The organism is Roseateles toxinivorans (genome assembly GCF_004362525.1).
Taxonomy (GTDB): Bacteria; Pseudomonadota; Gammaproteobacteria; order Burkholderiales; family Burkholderiaceae_C; genus Paucibacter; species Paucibacter toxinivorans.
Genome location: NZ_SNXS01000007.1, coordinates 107,286 through 125,448 on the forward strand (window position 1 = coordinate 107,286; position 18,163 = coordinate 125,448).

17 protein-coding genes are annotated in these 18,163 nt (G+C 66.5%); 4 read left to right on the forward strand and 13 right to left on the reverse strand.

Annotated elements, in window-relative coordinates:
* Positions 1–5 precede the first annotated feature (5 nt).
* From DES47_RS22375 to DES47_RS22410, 8 genes are all read right to left on the reverse strand, one after another.
* Entirely contained in the window at positions 6–1,343 is a 1,338-nt protein-coding gene (locus DES47_RS22375; protein ID WP_133702989.1) for a sigma-54-dependent transcriptional regulator, read from the reverse strand.
* Between the two features lie 33 nt (positions 1,344–1,376).
* Complete coding sequence (locus DES47_RS22380; protein ID WP_133702990.1) at positions 1,377–2,603, reverse strand: ABC transporter permease; 1,227 nt, start codon at positions 2,601–2,603, stop codon at positions 1,377–1,379.
* A gap of 12 nt (positions 2,604–2,615) precedes the next feature.
* The gene (locus DES47_RS22385) at positions 2,616–3,932 is read right to left on the reverse strand and encodes an ABC transporter permease (protein ID WP_208115086.1); all 1,317 of its coding nucleotides are present in this window, start codon (positions 3,930–3,932) and stop codon (positions 2,616–2,618) included.
* The gene (locus DES47_RS22390; protein ID WP_133702991.1) at positions 3,929–5,212 is read right to left on the reverse strand and encodes a TolC family outer membrane protein; all 1,284 of its coding nucleotides are present in this window, start codon (positions 5,210–5,212) and stop codon (positions 3,929–3,931) included. Before DES47_RS22390 ends, DES47_RS22385 begins: the two co-directional genes overlap by 4 nt.
* Complete coding sequence (locus DES47_RS22395) at positions 5,209–5,925, reverse strand: ABC transporter ATP-binding protein (RefSeq protein WP_133702992.1); 717 nt, start codon at positions 5,923–5,925, stop codon at positions 5,209–5,211. The genes DES47_RS22390 and DES47_RS22395 overlap by 4 nt, the downstream gene beginning before the upstream one ends.
* Before the next feature lie 17 nt (positions 5,926–5,942).
* Positions 5,943–7,214: an efflux RND transporter periplasmic adaptor subunit gene (locus DES47_RS22400; RefSeq protein WP_133702993.1), complete on the reverse strand. Its 1,272-nt coding sequence runs from the start codon at positions 7,212–7,214 to the stop codon at positions 5,943–5,945.
* A gap of 165 nt (positions 7,215–7,379) precedes the next feature.
* Positions 7,380–7,841: a CopD family protein gene (locus DES47_RS22405; protein WP_133702994.1), complete on the reverse strand. Its 462-nt coding sequence runs from the start codon at positions 7,839–7,841 to the stop codon at positions 7,380–7,382.
* 19 nt (positions 7,842–7,860) lie between these two features.
* Positions 7,861–9,972, reverse strand: a complete 2,112-nt coding sequence (locus DES47_RS22410; RefSeq protein WP_133702995.1) for a primosomal protein N' — start codon at positions 9,970–9,972, stop codon at positions 7,861–7,863.
* Positions 9,973–10,312: 340 nt separating this feature from the next.
* Between DES47_RS22410 and DES47_RS22415 the strand changes: the two genes are divergently transcribed.
* The gene (locus DES47_RS22415) at positions 10,313–10,540 is read left to right on the forward strand and encodes a hypothetical protein (RefSeq protein ID WP_133702996.1); all 228 of its coding nucleotides are present in this window, start codon (positions 10,313–10,315) and stop codon (positions 10,538–10,540) included.
* A 468-nt stretch (positions 10,541–11,008) separates the two neighbouring features.
* On the opposite strand, the gene hemE is transcribed toward DES47_RS22415, so the two are convergent.
* Positions 11,009–12,100, reverse strand: coding sequence for a uroporphyrinogen decarboxylase (gene hemE, locus DES47_RS22420; RefSeq protein WP_133702997.1), 1,092 nt, complete (start codon positions 12,098–12,100; stop codon positions 11,009–11,011).
* A gap of 110 nt (positions 12,101–12,210) precedes the next feature.
* Here hemE and DES47_RS22425 point away from each other — a divergent pair, with 110 nt between their 5' ends.
* From DES47_RS22425 to DES47_RS22435, 3 genes are read left to right on the forward strand one after another with little or no spacing between them, the layout of a single operon-like run.
* The gene (locus tag DES47_RS22425) at positions 12,211–12,837 is read left to right on the forward strand and encodes a LemA family protein (RefSeq protein ID WP_133702998.1); all 627 of its coding nucleotides are present in this window, start codon (positions 12,211–12,213) and stop codon (positions 12,835–12,837) included.
* Between the two features lie 22 nt (positions 12,838–12,859).
* On the forward strand, positions 12,860–13,756 hold the full coding sequence (locus tag DES47_RS22430) for a TPM domain-containing protein (protein ID WP_133702999.1): 897 nt from the start codon (positions 12,860–12,862) through the stop codon (positions 13,754–13,756).
* Positions 13,757–13,767: 11 nt separating this feature from the next.
* Entirely contained in the window at positions 13,768–14,274 is a 507-nt protein-coding gene (locus DES47_RS22435; RefSeq protein WP_133703000.1) for a TPM domain-containing protein, read from the forward strand.
* A gap of 25 nt (positions 14,275–14,299) precedes the next feature.
* Here DES47_RS22435 and DES47_RS22440 read toward each other — a convergent pair whose 3' ends face one another.
* From DES47_RS22440 to atpG, 4 genes are all read right to left on the reverse strand, one after another.
* Positions 14,300–15,115 (reverse strand): D-hexose-6-phosphate mutarotase, encoded by an 816-nt coding sequence (locus tag DES47_RS22440; protein ID WP_243748428.1) that lies wholly within the window; start codon positions 15,113–15,115, stop codon positions 14,300–14,302.
* A 151-nt stretch (positions 15,116–15,266) separates the two neighbouring features.
* Positions 15,267–15,680, reverse strand: a complete 414-nt coding sequence (locus DES47_RS22445) for a F0F1 ATP synthase subunit epsilon (protein ID WP_133703002.1) — start codon at positions 15,678–15,680, stop codon at positions 15,267–15,269.
* A 130-nt stretch (positions 15,681–15,810) separates the two neighbouring features.
* A complete protein-coding gene (gene atpD / locus DES47_RS22450) occupies positions 15,811–17,238 on the reverse strand; it encodes a F0F1 ATP synthase subunit beta (protein WP_208115087.1) in 1,428 nt (475 codons plus the stop codon).
* Between the two features lie 54 nt (positions 17,239–17,292).
* Complete coding sequence (atpG, locus tag DES47_RS22455; protein ID WP_133703003.1) at positions 17,293–18,162, reverse strand: F0F1 ATP synthase subunit gamma; 870 nt, start codon at positions 18,160–18,162, stop codon at positions 17,293–17,295.
* Position 18,163 lies beyond the last annotated feature (1 nt).

The following is an 18,163-nucleotide window of genomic DNA, read 5'->3' on the forward strand; positions in this document are numbered from 1 at the left end:
CTGAATCAGGCCTGGGCCAGACCGTAACGCTCCATGCGCCGGTACAGTGCCTGGCGCGACAGACCCAGCGACTGCGCGGCTCGGCTGACCACGCCGTCCGCCCGCGCCAGCGCCGCCAGCACGGTCTCGCGGCTGGGTTCGTCCAGGCTGCGGGCGACGACAGGCACGGCTGCGGGCAGGCCCAGCAGCGCGGGCGTGATCGCCTCGTCGCCGGCCAGCAGAGCCGCGCGGGCCATCACATTCTTCAGCTCGCGCACATTGCCCGGCCAGCGGTGAGCGAGCAGGGCCTCGCGGGCGGCGTCGCTCAGGCGCGCGCTGCCGGCCAGAAAATACTCGGCCAGCGGCAGCACATCATCCAGCCGCTCGGCCAGCGCCGGCAGCGCGACCTCGATCACGTTCAGCCGGTAGAACAGGTCTTCGCGGAAGCTGCCCTCGCGCACCATGGCCTTCAGGTCGGCATTGGTGGCGCTGACGATGCGCGCCCGCGTCTGGCGCGTGCGGCTGGAGCCCAGTCGCTCGAAGCGGCCGGTCTCCAGCACGCGCAGCAGCTTGACCTGGCCGGCCAGCGGCAGGGTGCCGATCTCGTCGAGGAACAGGGTGCCGCCATCGGCCGCCTCGAAGCGGCCCTCGCGGGCCCTGTTCGAGCCGGTGTAGGCGCCGCTCTCGCTGCCGAACAGCTCGGCCTCGATCAGCTCGCCGGGCAGCGCGCCGCAGTTGACGGCCACAAAAGGCCCGCTGCGCGCCCCCGAGTTGGCATGGACGATGGCGGCAATGCGCTCCTTGCCGCTGCCATTGGGCCCGCTGATCAGCACCGGTACCTCGGACCGCGCCACCTGACAGGCCAGTTCCAGGGTGCGCAGCATCGCATCCGAGGCATAGACCAGGCCATCAAGCTCGTAGCGCGCGGCCAGTGCCTCGCGCCGCGCCCGCTGCGCCTGGCGTAGGCGCACTACCTCGTGGGTCGATTCGGCCAGCTCCAGCAGATTCTCCACCGTGGCCAGCAGCTTGCTGTCGTTCCAGGGCTTGGCCAGATAGTCGGCTGCGCCGGCCTTGACCAGCTCGACCGCGCTTTCCAGCCGCGTCCATGCGGTGAGCAGAATCACCGGCAGGTCGGGGTGGCGCTCTCGCAGCGATCGAAACAGCGCGATGCCCTCCTCGCCCGAGGTGGTGTCGGCGGTGAAATTCATGTCCTGGATGACCAGACTGACCGGATGCCGGGCCAGCAGCTCCAGCCCCTCGGCGGGACTCGCCGCATACAGCGCGTGGATGTCGCGCAGCGACAGCAGCAGCGAAAGGGCCTCGCCTACGCCGGGGTTGTCGTCAACAATCAGTACGGTCCGCATCGGGCAAATGTAGCGTGAGCAGACCCCGGCACATCAACTCCTCAATGCGGCCACCGGCGGCAGGGCCGCCGCGCGGCGGGCCGGCGCCCAAACCGCCAATTGGCCCAGCGCCCAAAGCACGATGGCGCCGATGGGCAGATAGATCCAGGGCAGGCGCGGCAGCTCGTAATGCTGCATCAGCGCCAGGCTCAGGCCGTAGGCACCCAGCATGCCCAGTGCAATGCCCAGGCTGGAGAGCAGGAAGTTCTCGGCCTGGAAGTAGCGCAAGATCTGACCCCGCGTGGCGCCCAGAGCGCGGCGCGTGCCTATCATGCGCGTGCGCTGCTGCACCCAGAAGCTGGCCAGGCCGACGATGCCGAACGCGGTCACGACCAACAGCGCCAGGCAGACGCCGCCCAGCAGCCAGAGCATCGAGACATCCTGGCGGTAGTACTTGCGGCGCATGTCCTCGAACCGACGCTGCTCGCGCACGATGCGCTTGACGCCGCCGCTGGCCTGCTCCAGCGCCGCCACGGCCGTCTTCAGCACCGCATCGCGCTGCTCGGGCGGCACGCGCAGCACATAGCTGCCGCCGCGGTAGCTCGACTGGATCGGCAACATCATCGTGTACAGGCGATCATCGCCGTCGCCGTTGGGACGTATGGCCGGCAGGGTTTCCAGCACGCCCACCACCCGCTGCGGCTGCGAGCCGTAGATATAGACCTCCTGGCCGACGGCCGAGCGGCCCGGGAACAGGTGTTCGGCCAGACCCTTGTTGATGATCACGGCCGGCACCTTGGGCTCCTCGTCGTCCTTGAACACGGTGGCCGCCTCGGCATACTCGGCCGGCTCAAAGTCGCGGCCCTCGACCAGGCGCAGGCCCAAAGTGGCCAGCCAGCCCTCGCCGGAGTTGTAGGCGCCAACGCCGGTGGCGCGCCCGGCGCGCTGCGGCGTCAGCCGCACACCGCTGGTGTTGGAGTTGTCGCCGAACGGCATCTGGTTGATCAGGGCCACGCTCTTCACGCCGGCCAGGCCGCGCAGCGCCTGCAGATCGACACGGGTTTGCACCTCGGGATTCTCGACCCGTACCAGGCCGGAGACCTGCAGCACCAGCAACTCCTGCTCGGCCATGCCTGTGGGCGCATTGATGCTGCTCACCCGCTGGCTGATCAGGAACAGCGCGTTGCTTACGATGGCACAGGTCAGCGCGATCTGCAGCACGATCAGGCCCGCGGCGATCTTGTGGCGCTTCAGCGTGGAGAGGATTGGGCGGATGTCCATGCTAATTTCCAATCAGTTGCTCTTGAGTTGCAAGGCAGGCATCACCTGGCAGGCCCGCCAGGCGGGCAGCAGCCCGGCCAGCAGGCTGGCGGCCAGGGCAAGCAGCAGGGTGGTGGCCAGCATGGTCAGATCGAGCTGGGCCAGTTGGGCATAGGCACTGGGGCCCTGGCGCACGGCCCAGAGGCCGGCGCAGGTCAGCAGCAGGCCCAGCAGCCCCCCGGCCAGGCCCAGGCCGCCGGCCTCGACCAGGAATTGGCTGAAGATGGCGCGGCGCGAGGCCCCCAAGGCCCGGCGCACACCGATCTCGCTGGAGCGGCGCAGGGCCTTGGCCAGCAGCAGACCGACGGCATTGGTCAGACAGACAAGCAGGAAGCCGAAAGCCAGCCAGAGCTGCAGGCGGATGTCGCTGGGCACGACCTTGCTGAAGAACAGCCAGTCCATCACGTTGCGCAGCCGCACATTGCTGGGCCGCTCGAAGCGGCCGGCGGCACGCTGCTGGTCAGAGTAGTTGACCAGGTAGTCGCGGTAGCTGCGCTCCTGCTCGGGACCATCGAGTTCGACCCAGTACTGCACCCATGAGCACAGCGCGTTGAGCGCGCGCACATCGGTGACATTGCCATCGCCCCAGCAATTGACATTGCCGGAAGCATTGAGCCGCAGCGCCATGGCGGTGGTGAACGGCACATAGACCTCGGCGGCCTTGCTGTAGGCGCCCAGGGTCAGATCGAAGTAGTGCGGCGCCGGCCGCCAAGGTTTCATCACGCCGATCACGCGCAGGTCCTTGTCGCCCAGGCGTACGGTCTTGCCGCGGCTGTCGGCACCGCCGAACAGCTGCTCATTGAGCTCGGCCGAGATCACCGCCACGCGGGCCTGCGCCTGGTCATCGGCGGCGCTCCAGCCACTGCCGAACTGGAATGGCACGTCGAACATGGCAAAGAAGTCGGCGCTGGCGTAGCGCGAGCCGGTGATGAAGGGTCGTGCATTGCCGCCCGCAGAAGCCGCCGGATCAACCGCCACCATGCCGCCGGTCATCATCACCTGACGGGCGCCACGCGCCGCGCGAAGCAGGGCCTCGGCGTCGAAGCGTGTGAGCTGGAAGGTCGGCTCCTCGCCGGGCCGGTAGTCGCGCATCTGCTCGGCATCCAGCTGAACATTGAAGAGCTTGCCGCTCTTGTGCGGAATCGGGTCGCCCGACAGCACATGAAACACCGTCAGCGTGGTCATGCAGGCGGCCACGCCCATGGCGATGGTCAGCACCATCAACGCGGTCAGGCCGCGGGCCGAGCGGCAGCTGCGCAGGGCCAGTTCAAGGTAGTAGCTCAGCATCATGAGTCCTTCAGCAAGAGATTGACCGCCGACAGCTCGGCCTCGCCCAGGGCGCCCGCAGCCTGCTGCAGCAAGAGCTTGGCGAGCACATAGCGATGGCGCGCCTGTTCGTGGGCGTTCTGGGCTGCGGTCTGGCTCTGGATGGCCAGCAGCAGATCGGTCATCGTGCGCGTGCCCAGCGCCTGGCCTGTGCGGGTGGAGGCGAGCGCGCGGGTGGCGGCGTCGACGGCCGCACGGGTGCTGCGCATCAGCGCCACGCCCGACATCACCGCCTGGTACTGGCCTTGCGTCTCACGCACCAGCGCGCGGCGTGCGCTCTCCAGGCCCTCGCGGGCGGCATCACGCTGATGGACGGCCTGACGCTTCAGCGACTCGGTCGCGCCACCGGCAAAAAGCGGAATGCTCAGGCGCAGGCCCAGCGTGGTGTTGGCGCGGCCGGCGTCCTGCGGCGCCACGGCCGAGCCGCCGCGACGCTGGCTGTCCAGGCCCAGGCTCAAGGTGGGCAGGTGGGCGGCGCGGGCGGCCTCAATGCGCTGCTCGCTGGCGGTCAGCCCGTGGCGGCTGGCCTGCAGCTGAGGATTGGCCAGCAGCGCCTGCTGCACCCAGGCCTCGGCAGCCGGCGGCTCGGGCGGCAGCGCCTGCAGTTCGGCGGCCAGGGGCTTGAGAACGCCAGGCGCGCGGCCGGTGATCTGGGCCAGCGCCTCGCGGGCATCGGCCAGCGCCTCACGGGCCTGCAAGGTGGCGCCCTGCGACAGCGCGTGATAGGTGCGGGCCTGCTCGACATCAACGGCGGCCGAGATGCCCGATTCGAAGCGGGACTGCGACTGGCCGACCTGCTGGGCAAAGGCATCCTCATTGGCCTGTGCTGTGGCCAGGCTGGCCTGGGCCGACAGCACGCCGAAATAGGCACCGGCCACACGGGCGCACAGCGCCTGCTCGGCGGCGCGCAGCCGGGCCTCCTCAGCCGAGAGCAGGCTCTGCGCGGCATCCCACTGGCGCAGGCGGCCCAGGTCCAGCAAGACCTGGCTCAGACTGCTGCTCAGCTGGTGCTCGCGGCCATCCTGCGGGCCGCGCAGCTCGGCCGCGCCCAGCGACCATTGCGGCAGCAGCGCGGCGCGGGCCTGGGTGACCCGCTCGCTCTGCTCACCGCGCAGCGAGGCGGCGATGGCGAGCACGGGATCGCTGGCGCGGGCCTGTGCATAGACCTCCAGCAGGTCCTCGGCGGAGGCCAGCAGCGGTGCGCACAGCGCGGCCGCCAGCAGGCAGGCGCGGCTCAGTCTCATTCAACCACCGCCGTGCGGAACAGGCTGGGATCCAGATGCAGCTCGGCGGCCACATCAACAACCTGACCGTCGATCACATGGACGTTGCGCTGGGCGCGGGCGGCCAGCTGCGGGTCGTGGGTGACCATGACGATGGTGGCGCCGTCGCGGTGCAGCTCTTCCAGCAGCTCCATCACGCTGCGCGCCATCTGGCTGTCGAGGTTGCCGGTGGGCTCGTCGGCCAGCAGCAGACGCGGCTCGCCGGCCAGCGCGCGGGCAATCGCCACCCGCTGCTGCTGACCGCCGGACAGCTCGGCCGGATAGTGGCGCTCGCGGGCGGCCAGACCCACGCGCTCCAGCGCCTGGCGGGCACGGCGCTGGCGCTCGGCCGCCTTCATGCCGCGGTAGCGCAGCGGCACCTCGATGTTGTCGAGCACATTCAGATCAGGGATCAGATTAAAGGCCTGGAAGATGAAGCCGATCTTCTCGTTGCGGATGCGCGAGCGGGCGTCGTCGCCAAGGCCGCTGACCTCGACGCCGTCGAGCTCGTAGCGGCCGCCGGTGTGGGCTTCGAGCAGGCCGGCGATGGTCAGAAAGGTCGTCTTGCCGGAGCCGGACGGGCCGGTGACGGCGACGAACTCGCCCTGCTTCACCTGCAGATTGAAATCGCGCAGGGCATAGGTCTCGACCATCTCGGTGCGGTAGACCTTGGATAGGGCAGTCATCTTCAACATATCGATTCCTCTCTCACTCAATTGCTGATCGCCGCACGCGCCGCACCCTGAAACGCATCGGCGCCCGAGATCACGACCTTGTCGCCCGGCTTCAGGCCGGACAGCACTTCGATCTTGTCCAGGCTGCGCTGGCCCAGCCGCACCGGCGTCTTCTCGGCCATGCCATCACGCACGACGTAGGCGAACGCACCACCGCCCTCGTCGGCAAAACTGCCGCGGCGCAGGGTCAAGACCTTGTCTCGCTGATCGAGCAGCACGCGCACCGACAGGCGCTGGTTCTGGCGCAGCTGCTCAGGCTGCTGGCCGTCGAAGCGCAGCCGCGCCGCGACCTCGTTGTTGACGACCTCGGGCGAGACCGAGCTGACCAGGCCGCGCCAGGAGCGGCCATTGCCGGCAATCTCGCCGGGCATGCCTATGGCGAGATCGCGGGCATAGCTCTCGGCCACCTGCATCTGCACCTCCAGCGCGGACAGGTCGATGACCGACAGCAGCTTGGCGTCCTTGGCCACACTGGCCCGCTCGGCCACGAACAGCTGGCCAACCTGGCCATCGACCGGCGAGCGTATCGCCAGCTCGGCGACCTGGCGCTGCAGGTCCTGCACCTGCAGCAGCTGGCGGTCCAACGCCGCCTGCCTGGCCTGCACGTCGAACTTCAGGCTGTCGTCCTTCAGGCCGCGGCCGGCCTCGGCATGGGCCAGGGTGACGCGGGCCTTCTCCAGCGTATCGCGTGCATGATCCACCTGCATGCCGGCGGCGGCGCCGGCCTCGAAGGCCTTGGTCTGACGGGCCAGATCGTTCTGCGCGGTTTTCAGATCAATGCCGGCGTTCTCGTAGGCGCTTTGCAGGGCGGCGCGCTGCTGGCGGGCCTCGACCTGGGCACGCAGGACCTCGGCCCGCATCGCGTCGGCGTTCGACCGTTCCTGGGCCAGCCGGGCGTTGAGCTCCAGGCTTTCCAGCTCAGCCAAGACCTGACCCTTCTTGACCGCGTCGCCGGCATGGACGCGCAGCGTCACGGTGCCGGCGTTGGCGGCATACAGGGTCGGGCTGTTGGCGGCCACGACCTTGCCCTCGCCGGCAATGTCACGCACGAAGGGGCCCAGCTCGACCACGGCAAAGCCCAGTCGCGACTCGCTGACCGAGGCATTGGCGGAGAACTGGCGCTGCAGTGCGGGCCAGGCAAAGGCCAGCAGCGCGACCAGGCCGACAGCGATGCCGGCCAGCAGCAGGCGGCGGCGCCCCGGCGAGGCGGAGGCGATCACGCGGTCTTGGGCAGAGGTGTCACGAATCATGGAGGTGGGTTCTTGTTGGCCGCGACAGCGCGGCTCCCACCTTCCATTGCAATGCCCGTGCCAGGCCGCGACTCGCGACTCACGCCTTATGAATCAAGGACTTGGCGCTGCATGTCCGTTCATTGCGGTGTCCGCGGACACTGCTCCGGACACTCGGCCGGACGGCTACAGTGTCCGGCCGACGATGGCGACGACAAACACCAGGCAGCCCAGGCCCAGATTGATGGCCACCAGCTGCCGGATCTTGTTCAAAACGGCGGCCGCCACCGGCCAGGTCTGCGCTGCGCAGGCCTGCTGCAGCCGCGGAAACAGGGCCCAGCGGATATGGCCGAACAGGCCCATCATCAGCAGGCCCAAACCCGCCATCGCATGCACGCTCCAGTGCATGGAGCCGGGGCTCAGCTGCCACATCGCCAGGCCACTGAGCAACAGCACGACGATGGCGCCCAGCACCAGGGCGAAGAAGCGCTGCAGGGTGGCGGCCATCAGGCTCAGGCGCAGGGGCGGCGCCTCGAGGGTCTGCAGCGCCGCGGGGCGCACGCACAGCTGAATCGTCGCCATGCCACCGACCCATAGGGCGGCGGCAAGCAGGTGCAGGCACAGTAGTGCGGTGATGAGGATGTTCATGGCGCTCAGTGTCGCACCGTCAGATCGCCAACGGATCCACATCGACAGCCCAGCGCAGCACGCCCTTGTGCTCGCGCTTGAGCGCATGCAGCTCGGGGAGCCAGTGCCACAGCAGACGCTGCAGGGCGCCCCGCGAGGCGGCCTCGACCAGCATCTGCATGCGCTCGACATTGGCCACCCGGGCCACGCTCATGGGCACAGGCGGATACAGCGTGACCTGCCTGGCCTCGGGCATGGCGGCCGCCCAGTCGGCGGCGGCCTGCAGAAAGGCCTTGGCCAGCTCGGGCGTGCGCGCATCGGCGCGCAGCAGGGCCAGATGGGCAAACGGCGGCAGACCGGCCATGCGACGCTCGGCCAGCTGGCTTGTGGCAAAGGCCGCGTAGTCATGCGTGCGCAGGCTCTGGTACAGCGGATGCAGCGGGTGCCAGGTCTGAACCCACATCTCGCTGCGTGCGGCTGCTTCGGCATCTCGCCCGGCACGCCCGGCCGCCTGCATCATCAGCGCGAACAGACGCTCGGGCGCGCGAAAGTCGCTGGTGAACAGGGCGCCATCCGGATTGACGGCGGCGACCAGGGTGATGCGCCGGAAGTCATGGCCCTTGGCGACCATCTGCGTGCCGACCAGCACATCCACCTCGCCGGCATGGACGGCGTTCAGCTGCGTCTCCAGCGCGCCCTTCAGCTTGGTGCTGTCGGCGTCGATGCGGGCCACCCGCGCGCCCGGCAGCAGCTCGGCCATCTGCTCCTCCAGCCGCTCGGTGCCGCGGCCCAGCGGGGCGATGTCCTGGTTGCCGCAATCGGGGCAGGCGCGGGGCACCCGCTCGGTGAAACCGCAATGGTGGCAGCGCAGCGTGCGGTCCAGCTTGTGGAACACTCGCCAGGCGCTGCAATGGGCGCAGCCGCTTTTCCAGCCGCACTCGGTGCAATGCAGCACCGGGGCATAACCGCGCCGGTTCAGGAAGACCAGGCTCTGCTCGCCGCGCTCCAGCCGTTCGCGCAGGGCGTCCAGCAGCGGCGGTGAGATCACCGTCGTCACACCCTTGGCGCGCGGCAGCGTGTTCATGTCGAACAGGCGCACCCGCGGCAGGGCGCCACCGCCGATGCGCCGCGGCAGGCTCAAACGCTGGTAGCGGCCTTCCTCGGCCCGCTGCCAGCTCTCCAGCGAAGGTGTGGCCGAGCCCAGCAACACCGGGATGCGCAGCTGGTGGGCGCGATACACGGCCAGGTCGCGTGCCGAATAGCGGGCGCCCTCCTGCTGCTTGTACGAGGGGTCATGCTCCTCATCGACGACGATCAGGCCCAGCCGCGGCATGCTGGCGAACACGGCCAGCCGCGTGCCCAGCACCAGCTCGGCATGGCCCAGATGGGCGGCCATCCAGTTGCGCAGCCGATTCGCCGGCGTCAGGCCGCTGTGCAGCGAGACGATGCGGTGGGCGGCAAAGCGCTCGTTGAAGCGGGCCTCCAGCTGCGGTGTCAGATTGATCTCGGGCACCAGCACCAGCACCTGCTGGCCGCGGTCCAAGGCATGCTCGGCGGCGCGCAGATAGACCTCCGTCTTGCCGCTGCCAGTGACGCCATACAGCAGCACCGGCGCCGGGGGGCCCGCTGTCTCGGGATGGGCCGCAGCCGCGAGCGCGGCGTCCAGTTGGAGCAGCGCCTCGGCCTGGTCGCCACTGAGCTCGGGCCGCATGGGTTCGGGCACCTGCTCCGGCGGTGCTGCCAGCCACTTCGTCATGCGCTTCAGCCGGGCCAGCAGCTGGGCCGCATCGAGCAGGCGCAGCTGCGGCGGCAGCACCGACAAAGCCACCTCGCCGACGCTGCGCTGGTAGTAGTGCGCCGCAAAGCTGACCAGCTCGCACCAGGAGGCTGACAGCGGCAACAGGCCGTCCAGCACCGAACTCACCGGGCGCAGCAGGCTGGCATCAAGCTCCGCGCCCGCCGCGCCTTCGGCATGGGGCCAGACCACGCCAGTGACCTCGCGCTTGCCCAGCGGCACCTGCACCAGGGTGCCTGGCGCTAGCAGGCGCTCACTGAGGTAGTCCAGCGGTTCGCTGAGCCCGCTGTGCTGCGGCGCGTCGACGGCGACGCGGACTCGGACTCGGACCTGGGTATCGGTCACTGTGGTTGTCATTTAGCCGGCAAAGCTCGACGTCGATTCAAGGACATGCGCCAAGCCCATGATTTCAAACACCTTCCAGACTATTCATGTTTTCTGTGGATAACTTTGTGGGCAAGCTGCACACAGCCGCGCTAAGTGCTTGATTTTTCTCGATGGAACTGGCTCTGCCCCATTTCCGTGCAAATCTCGAAATTCATATAAATCAAGTACTTAGCTCGCAGCAGGGAAAACGCTCAGCTGCATTGCAGCAGTCCCGGCGGGGCTATCGGACGCGACGCTTTTTGGGGATAAGTCAAGCCCTTAGTGCTCACTTCCCCCCAAGTTGTCCTCCTCGGCCCGACTCGTCCGAACCATGGCTTACCGCCATTTTCTAGACTGCGATTCACAAGTACGAGACAAGCTGCTGATTTCAAACGACTTTTCATACCCAGCCTGGCTTGTGGATAACTTTGTGGGCAAACCGCTGGCAATTCCGCTGCTGGTCGAACTCGAACTCAACACCCTCCGCCGTGACCGTTCGAGCCGCGTCGGCCAGTTCCATATAAATCAACAACTTGGCGCAATTCCGGGAAAACACTGAGCTGCATCGCAGCATCCGCAGGGTGTTCCGGCACGGTCGCACTTTTTGGGGATAAGTGCCACCCTGAGTGCTTACTTCGGCGGCCCGTCATGCTGCGGAGCGGGTAACAGCGGCTGGCCTCGCCGCCTCCACTTTGAACGCTTAGCGGGGAAAGCTCTGTCTGGACTTAGAAATCAACGGCAAGCTCCTGATTCAGAAGGGTTTTTCGAGCTATCCACCATTGCTGTGGATAACTTTGTGAACAAGCTGCCGACAGCCGCGCTAAGTCCTTGATTCAACGGGGGTCGGCTTGCGCTGCACAGTTTCGAGGCAGTTGGCAAAGCCTTCATAAAATCAAATACTTAGCACACTTTTCGAATGGCCGGCCGGGGCCACGCCGCGCCAAATTCGTGCATAGCTGCGAGATCCTATTTTGGGGATAAGTCAAGCCCCAAGTGCAAATTTCACAGCCGGATACAAGGCCGCCGATCAAGCACCTGCACGCTGCCGGCGCGAATGGCTGTGTACCGCCTCGACCAGGGCCGACACATGCTCCGGCGGCGTGAACTGGCTGATGCCATGGCCCAGGTTGAAGATGTGGCCAGCCCAGGAGCCGTCGGCATTGCGCGGGTTGCCGAAGCTGTCCAAGACCTTGATGGCCTCGGCCTGCACGCGCTCGGGCGGAGCGAACAGCACATTCGGATCCAGATTGCCTTGCAGTGCCACGCGGCCACCGATCTGGGCACGGGCCTTGGCCAGATTGACCGTCCAGTCCAGACCGACCACATCAGAGCCTGCGTCGGCAATCTCGTCCAGCCACAGCCCCCCGCCCTTGGTGAACAGGATGCTGGGAATGCGCTGGCCCTCGTGCTCGGTCTTCAACTGCGCCAGCACGCGGCGCGAATAGGCCAGGCTGAACTCCTGGAAGGCGCCATCGGCCAGCACACCGCCCCAGCTGTCGAACACCATCACGGCCTGGGCGCCGGCATCGATCTGCGCATTCAGATAGGCGGCCACGGCGTCGGCATTGATGGCCAGGATCTTGTGCATTAGGTCCGGACGCGAATACATCAGGCTCTTGACATGGCGGTAGTCATCGGAGCCGGCACCCTCGACCATATAGCAGGCCAGGGTCCAGGGGCTGCCCGAGAAGCCGATCAAGGGCACGCGGCCATCAAGCGCCTTGCGGATCGAGCTGACGGCATCGAACACATACTGCAGCTTGTGCATATCGGGCACGGCGAGTTCGGACACCGCCGCTTCGTCGCGCACCTGCTTGGCAAAACGTGGCCCCTCGCCCTGGGCGAAGCTCAGGCCCAGGCCCATCGCGTCGGGCACGGTCAGGATGTCGCTGAACAGGATGGCCGCATCCAGCGGGTAGCGGTCCAGCGGCTGCAAGGTCACTTCGGTGGCCATCGCTGGGCTGGTGGCCAACCCCATGAAGCTACCGGCCTTGGCCCGACTGGCCTTGTACTCGGGAAGATAGCGGCCGGCCTGGCGCATCAGCCACAGCGGCGTGTAGTCGGTGGGCTGGCGCAGGCACGCGCGCAGGAAGGTGTCGTTTTTTAGGGTGGCGCTCATAGCCGTATTATCGGGCCGCTCTTGGCGCGGATGTTTGCGGCATCGCACGCCTTGAATTTGCCGCACTTCGCCCCATATTGCAGATTCGAATTCCTATCAGGAGGCTAGGCATGACTTCACTCTTCTCCACCCGTTGGCGCGTTGGCCTGGCTGCCGTGGCAGTCACGCTGGGCCTGTCGGGCTGCGGCTACAACGACTTCCAGCGCCTGGACGAAGAGGTCAAGGCCGGCTGGTCCGAGGTGCTGAACCAGTACCAGCGCCGAGCCGATCTGATCCCGAACATCGTGTCCACCGTCAAGGGCGAGGCCAACTTCGAGCAGGAAACCCTGACCAAGGTGGTCGAGGCCCGCGCCAAGGCCACCAGCATCCAGGCCACGCCGGAGCTGGTGAACAACCCCGAGGCCTTCCAGAAGTTCCAGGCCGCCCAGGGTGAATTGAGCGGCGCGCTGAGCCGTTTGCTGGTGGTCAGCGAGCAGTATCCCAACCTGAAGGCCAACCAGGGCTTCCAGGACCTGCGTGTGCAGCTGGAAGGCACCGAGAACCGCATCACGGTGGCACGCAACCGCTATATCAAGACGGTGGCCGAGTACAACGTCAAGGTGCGCAGCCTGCCGACCAATCTGACCGCCATGGTGATGGGTTACCAGGTCAAGCCCAGCTTCACGGTGCAGAACGAGGCAACCATCAGTGCCCCGCCGACGGTGAGTTTCGACAAGCCGGCGGCGGCCTCCAAGTAAGCATCAGCGCCCTGCCGCCGCGATGTTGAGTCTGCGCCGCTGGTGCCAGGTCTTGCTGCTTTGGGCGGCGGGCCTCGGCGCGGCCCTGGCCCAGCAGGACGTCCCGGCACTCAGCGGCCGGGTGATCGACCAGACGGCCACGCTCAGTGCCGCGGACAGCCAGGCGCTCGAAGCGCGCCTGGCCGCCCTCGAGGCCGAGGCCGGCCCGCAGATTGTCATACTGCTGGTCGCCAGCACCCAGCCCGAAGACATTGCCGCCTATGCGCAGCGCGTGGCCGATACCTGGAAGATAGGCCGCCGCGAGGTCGGCGACGGCGTACTGATCGTGGTGGCCAAGAACGACCGCAAGCTGCGCATCGAGGTGGCCAAGGCGCTGGAAGGCGCCATACCCGATCTGGCCGCCCGGCAAATCATTCAGAACGCCATCAGTCCCGCCTTCAAGGCCGGCGACTATGCCCGCGGCCTGAACGCCGGGCTCGATATGCTGACCGCGCGCATCAAGGGCGAGAACCTGCCCCTGCCCGATCGCAAGGCGGCCGCGAGCAACGACGGCTTCCAGTGGGAAGAGCTGGCGATGTTCTTCTTCGTCGCCGTGCCCATCATCGGCGCGGTGCTGACCGGGCTGTTCGGCCGAAAGCTCGGCTCGCTGCTGACCAGCGCCGGCGTCGGCGGCATGGCCTGGTGGTTGAGCACGAGCCTGCTGCTGGCTGGCGCCGCCGGGATTGTCTCGCTGGTGCTGGTGGGCCTGCTGGGCATTGGTGCCTCTTCCGGACGGCGCGGCCGCGGCAGTGGGCCGGTGATCTGGGGCGGCAGTGGCGGTGGCGGCGGTGGTGGGTTTGGGGGCGGCGGCGGCGGCGGCGGCTTCTCGTCCGGCGGTGGCGGCGACTTTGGCGGAGGCGGCGCCTCCGGCGACTGGTGAGGCGCAAGGCGATGAACCGTTGGCTCCGACTGCTCAAACACCGCTGGCTCGATGAGTCCGACGCACGCCGCGCGCTCGACTCAGCCGCGCTGGCCCGGCTGCAGGCACGCGTGGCCGCCAGCGAGCGGCTGCACAGCGGCGAGTTGCGCATCGCGGTCGAAGCCGGGCTGCCCTTGAGCTATCTCTGGCGCGGCGCCACGGCCCGCGACCGGGCCGTGACCCTGTTCGGCAAGCTGCGCGTGTGGGACACCGAGCTGAACAATGGCGTGCTGATCTATCTGCTGCTGGCCGAGCACCGCATCGAGATCGTCGCCGATCGGGGGCTCAGCAAGCAGGTCGATCCGGCGCTCTGGGAGCAGATCGCCCAGCGCATGGGGACCGCTTTCAAGGCTGGGCGCTTCGAGGATGGCCTGAGCCAGGCGATCGACGCCGTCTGCACCTTGCTGCAGCAGCACTTTCCGCAGACAGCTGGCGCAGACAACCCGAACGAGTTGCCCGATCAGCCGATGCTGATGTAGCCCGGATTCCATCCGGGCTACAAAATCAGATATCCAGGCTCAGGCTCTGCCGCCCGGCCCATTCCTCGCCGGGAGCCAGTCGCACCGGGACGTTGATGCGGGCGGCCTCGACGCACAGCATCTGGTGATAGTCGTCATCAGGCATGTCGGGCAAGGCGACGCAGCGGTCGCTCCAGGGGTTCCAGACCACCACATCGGTGAACTCTTCCTGCTCGATGCGCAACGCATGCTTGGGCTCGCGCAGCATCAGGGCACGGGTGGCATGGGCATAGACGCGGTCCACCTCGCCGCTGACGCGCAGCGCGTCGGCGGTCTCGACCTGATCCTTCTTGCCGGCCACCATGTCCTCATAGCTCAGGCCCTGCAGGCCATGCAGGCGTGCATCGGTCAGGTCTTCCAGACGCAGATAGCTGTGCAGCGCCGCCATGAATTCCAGCGGCAGCTCGCCGGTGTTCTCGCAGGCCAGCTCCAGATCGATGCGGCGGCCGGAGATGCGCACGGTCAGCTCCAACACAAAGGCATGGGGCCAGATCTTGCGCGTGTCATCGCTATCGGTCAGGCGCAGCACGCACAGCGCGTCGTCCTTGCCTTGCTCGGCCATCATCAGCTGCCAGGGCAGGGTGCGCGCAAAGCCATGCTGGGGTAGCGGGCCACGCGGGCCGAACTGCGGAAAGCACACCGGGATGCCGCCGCGCACCGCCTTGCCGGACGCAAACACCGCCGTCGGCGAGCAGTAGAGCTGCTCGACCCCACCGGCCGGCTGCCACGCGACCACATGGCCGCCCTGCAGCATCACGGTAGCACGCGCCCCATCGGGGGCGCTGATGGTGATGGCGTCCATGCCTTGATGCTTAGACGGTGCAAAGGCTTTGCTCATGACGGTTCTCGCTGGCACTTAAAAGACAAAACCCGCCGGACTTGCGTCGGGCGGGTTCCTATTAGTCAGTTGAGGATGGAGCTTGTCGGGTACGACAAGCTCCATCCCCAAGACCTTATTTCTTCCGATACTTCCTCAACGCCGCAATCTGCGCCGCCATAGCCGCAAACTCGCCCTGTGCCTTGGCGAAGTCGATGTCGCTCTTGGCGTTCTTCATCGCTTCCTCGGCCATCTTCTTGGCTTCGGTCGCCTTAGCTTCGTCCAGGTCGTGGCCACGGATGGCGGTGTCGGCCAGCACGGTCACGTGGTCGGGCTGCACTTCCAGAATGCCGCCGGCCACGAACACGAACTCTTCCTGGCCGTCAGGACGCTGGATGCGCACCGCGCCGGGCTTGATGCGGGTGATCAGCGGCGTGTGGCGGGGCAGGATACCCAGCTCGCCGTTTTCGCCCGGCAGCGCGACGAACTTCGCTTCGCCGGAGAAGATCGACTCTTCTGCGGAAACGACGTCGACTTGAAAAGTTGCCATCTGAATCTTCCTTAGCTTGTAAAAAGGTTGGATGGGCAGGCAGTAGGGTCTGAGGCTAGGCGCGGCGCGGAAGCGGGCTTCCTGCCCGCTGAGCACCGTAACGACGCATCAGGCCCTAATGCGCCGGCCATCAGACCTTTTTAGCCTTTTCGAAGGCTTCGTCGATTGTTCCGACCATGTAGAAGGCCTGCTCGGGCAAGCTGTCGCATTCGCCGGCAACAATCATCTTGAAGCCGCGGATGGTTTCCTTCAGCGGCACGTACTTGCCGGGTGAGCCGGTGAACACTTCGGCCACGTGGAAGGGCTGCGACAGGAAGCGCTGGATCTTGCGGGCGCGGGCCACGGCCAGCTTGTCTTCCGGGCTCAACTCGTCCATGCCCAGAATCGCGATGATGTCGCGCAGTTCCTTGTAGCGCTGCAGCGTGCCCTGGACGGCGCGGGCCACGTTGTAGTGCTCTTCACCGACGACGTTCGGGTCCAGCTGACGCGAGGTCGAATCCAGCGGATCCACGGCCGGGTAGATACCCAGCGAGGCGATGTCACGCGACAGCACCACGGTCGAGTCCAAGTGGGCGAAGGTGGTGGCAGGCGACGGGTCGGTCAAGTCATCCGCAGGGACGTAGACGGCCTGGATCGAGGTGATCGAACCGACCTTGGTCGAGGTGATGCGCTCTTGCAGACGGCCCATTTCTTCGGCCAGTGTAGGCTGATAACCCACGGCTGAAGGCATACGGCCCAGCAGTGCGGACACTTCGGTACCGGCCAGTGTGTAGCGGTAGATGTTGTCCACGAAGAACAGCACGTCCTTGCCTTCGTCACGGAAGGACTCGGCGATGGTCAGACCGGTCAGGGCCACGCGCAGACGGTTGCCCGGGGGCTCATTCATCTGGCCGTAGACCATGGCGACCTTGGAGTCTTCGAGCTTCTCGAGGTTCACGACGCCCGAATCGGCCATCTCGTGATAGAAGTCGTTGCCCTCACGGGTACGCTCACCCACACCAGCGAACACCGACAGACCGCTGTGGGCCTTGGCGATGTTGTTGATGAGTTCCATCATGTTCACGGTCTTGCCCACACCGGCGCCACCGAACAGACCCACCTTGCCGCCCTTGGCGAACGGGCAGACCAGGTCGATCACCTTGATGCCGGTTTCCAGCAGGTCGGTCGACGGGCTCAGCTCATCGTATGCCGGCGGCTTGCGGTGGATAGGCATGGTCAGTTCCTGACCAACCGGGCCACGCTCGTCGATCGGGTTGCCCAGCACGTCCATGATGCGGCCGAGGGTCGCGCGACCCACGGGCACGGTGATGCCGGCACCGGTGTTGCGCACGGCCAGGCCGCGACGCAGACCGTCGGAGGAGCCCATCACAATGGTACGGACCACGCCGTCGCCCAGCTGCTGCTGCACTTCCAGCGTCAGACCGGTGTCCGAGCCGACCAGCTTCAGCGCGTCATAGACGCGGGGCATGGCGTTACGGGGGAACTCAACGTCCACCACCGCGCCGATACATTGGACGATCTTGCCCTCTGCGCTCTGTTCCATTTGCACGTTCGACATGTTCGTATCCTTCAATCTTGCAGATTCTTGAGTCTTGGTCCTGGTGAGCCGGGCTTAAACAGCCGCCGCACCCGCCACGATTTCCGACAATTCTTTGGTGATCGCTGCTTGACGCGTGCGGTTGTAGATCAGCTTCAGTTCGCCGATCACATTGCCTGCGTTGTCGGTCGCAGCCTTCATCGCCACCATGCGTGCCGAATGCTCGGACGCCATGTTGTCGGCCACCGACTGATAGATCAGCGCTTCAACGTAACGCAGCAGCAGCGCGTCGATCACCGTTTGAGCATCGGGCTCATACAGATAGTCCCAACCGTGCTCGGACTTGTCCGCCTTCATCGAATCGGACGACAGGGGCAGCAGTTGCTGCACCATCGGCTCCTGATTCATCGTGTTGATGAAGCGCGTGTAGCACAGATAGACCGCCGACAACTCGCCGGCCGCATACGCGTCGAGCAGGACCTTGACCGGGCCGATCATCTTCTCCAGATGGGGCTGATCGCCCATCTGCGTCAGATGCGACACCACCGGCACGCCGATGCGGTTCAGGAAGCCCAGGCCCTTGTTGCCGATGGCCACGGCCTTGGACTTGACGCCCTTGGATTCGAGGTCCTTCAGCTTGGCCGTCACCGCGCGCAGCACATTGGTGTTCAGACCGCCGCACAGACCCTTGTCGGTCGTGATGACGATGAAACCGGCAGGCTTCGTCGCATCATTGGTGACCATGAACGGGTGCTTGTACTCGGGCGTCGCCTGCGACAGATTGGCGGCCAGGCTGCGGATCTTTTCGCTGTAAGGGCGGGCTGCGCGAACACGGTCTTGCGCCTTGCGCATCTTAGACACCGAGACCATTTCCATGGCCTTGGTGATCTTCTTCGTGTTCTCGAAGCTCTTGATCTTGCCGCGAATTTCCTTGCTTGATGCCATG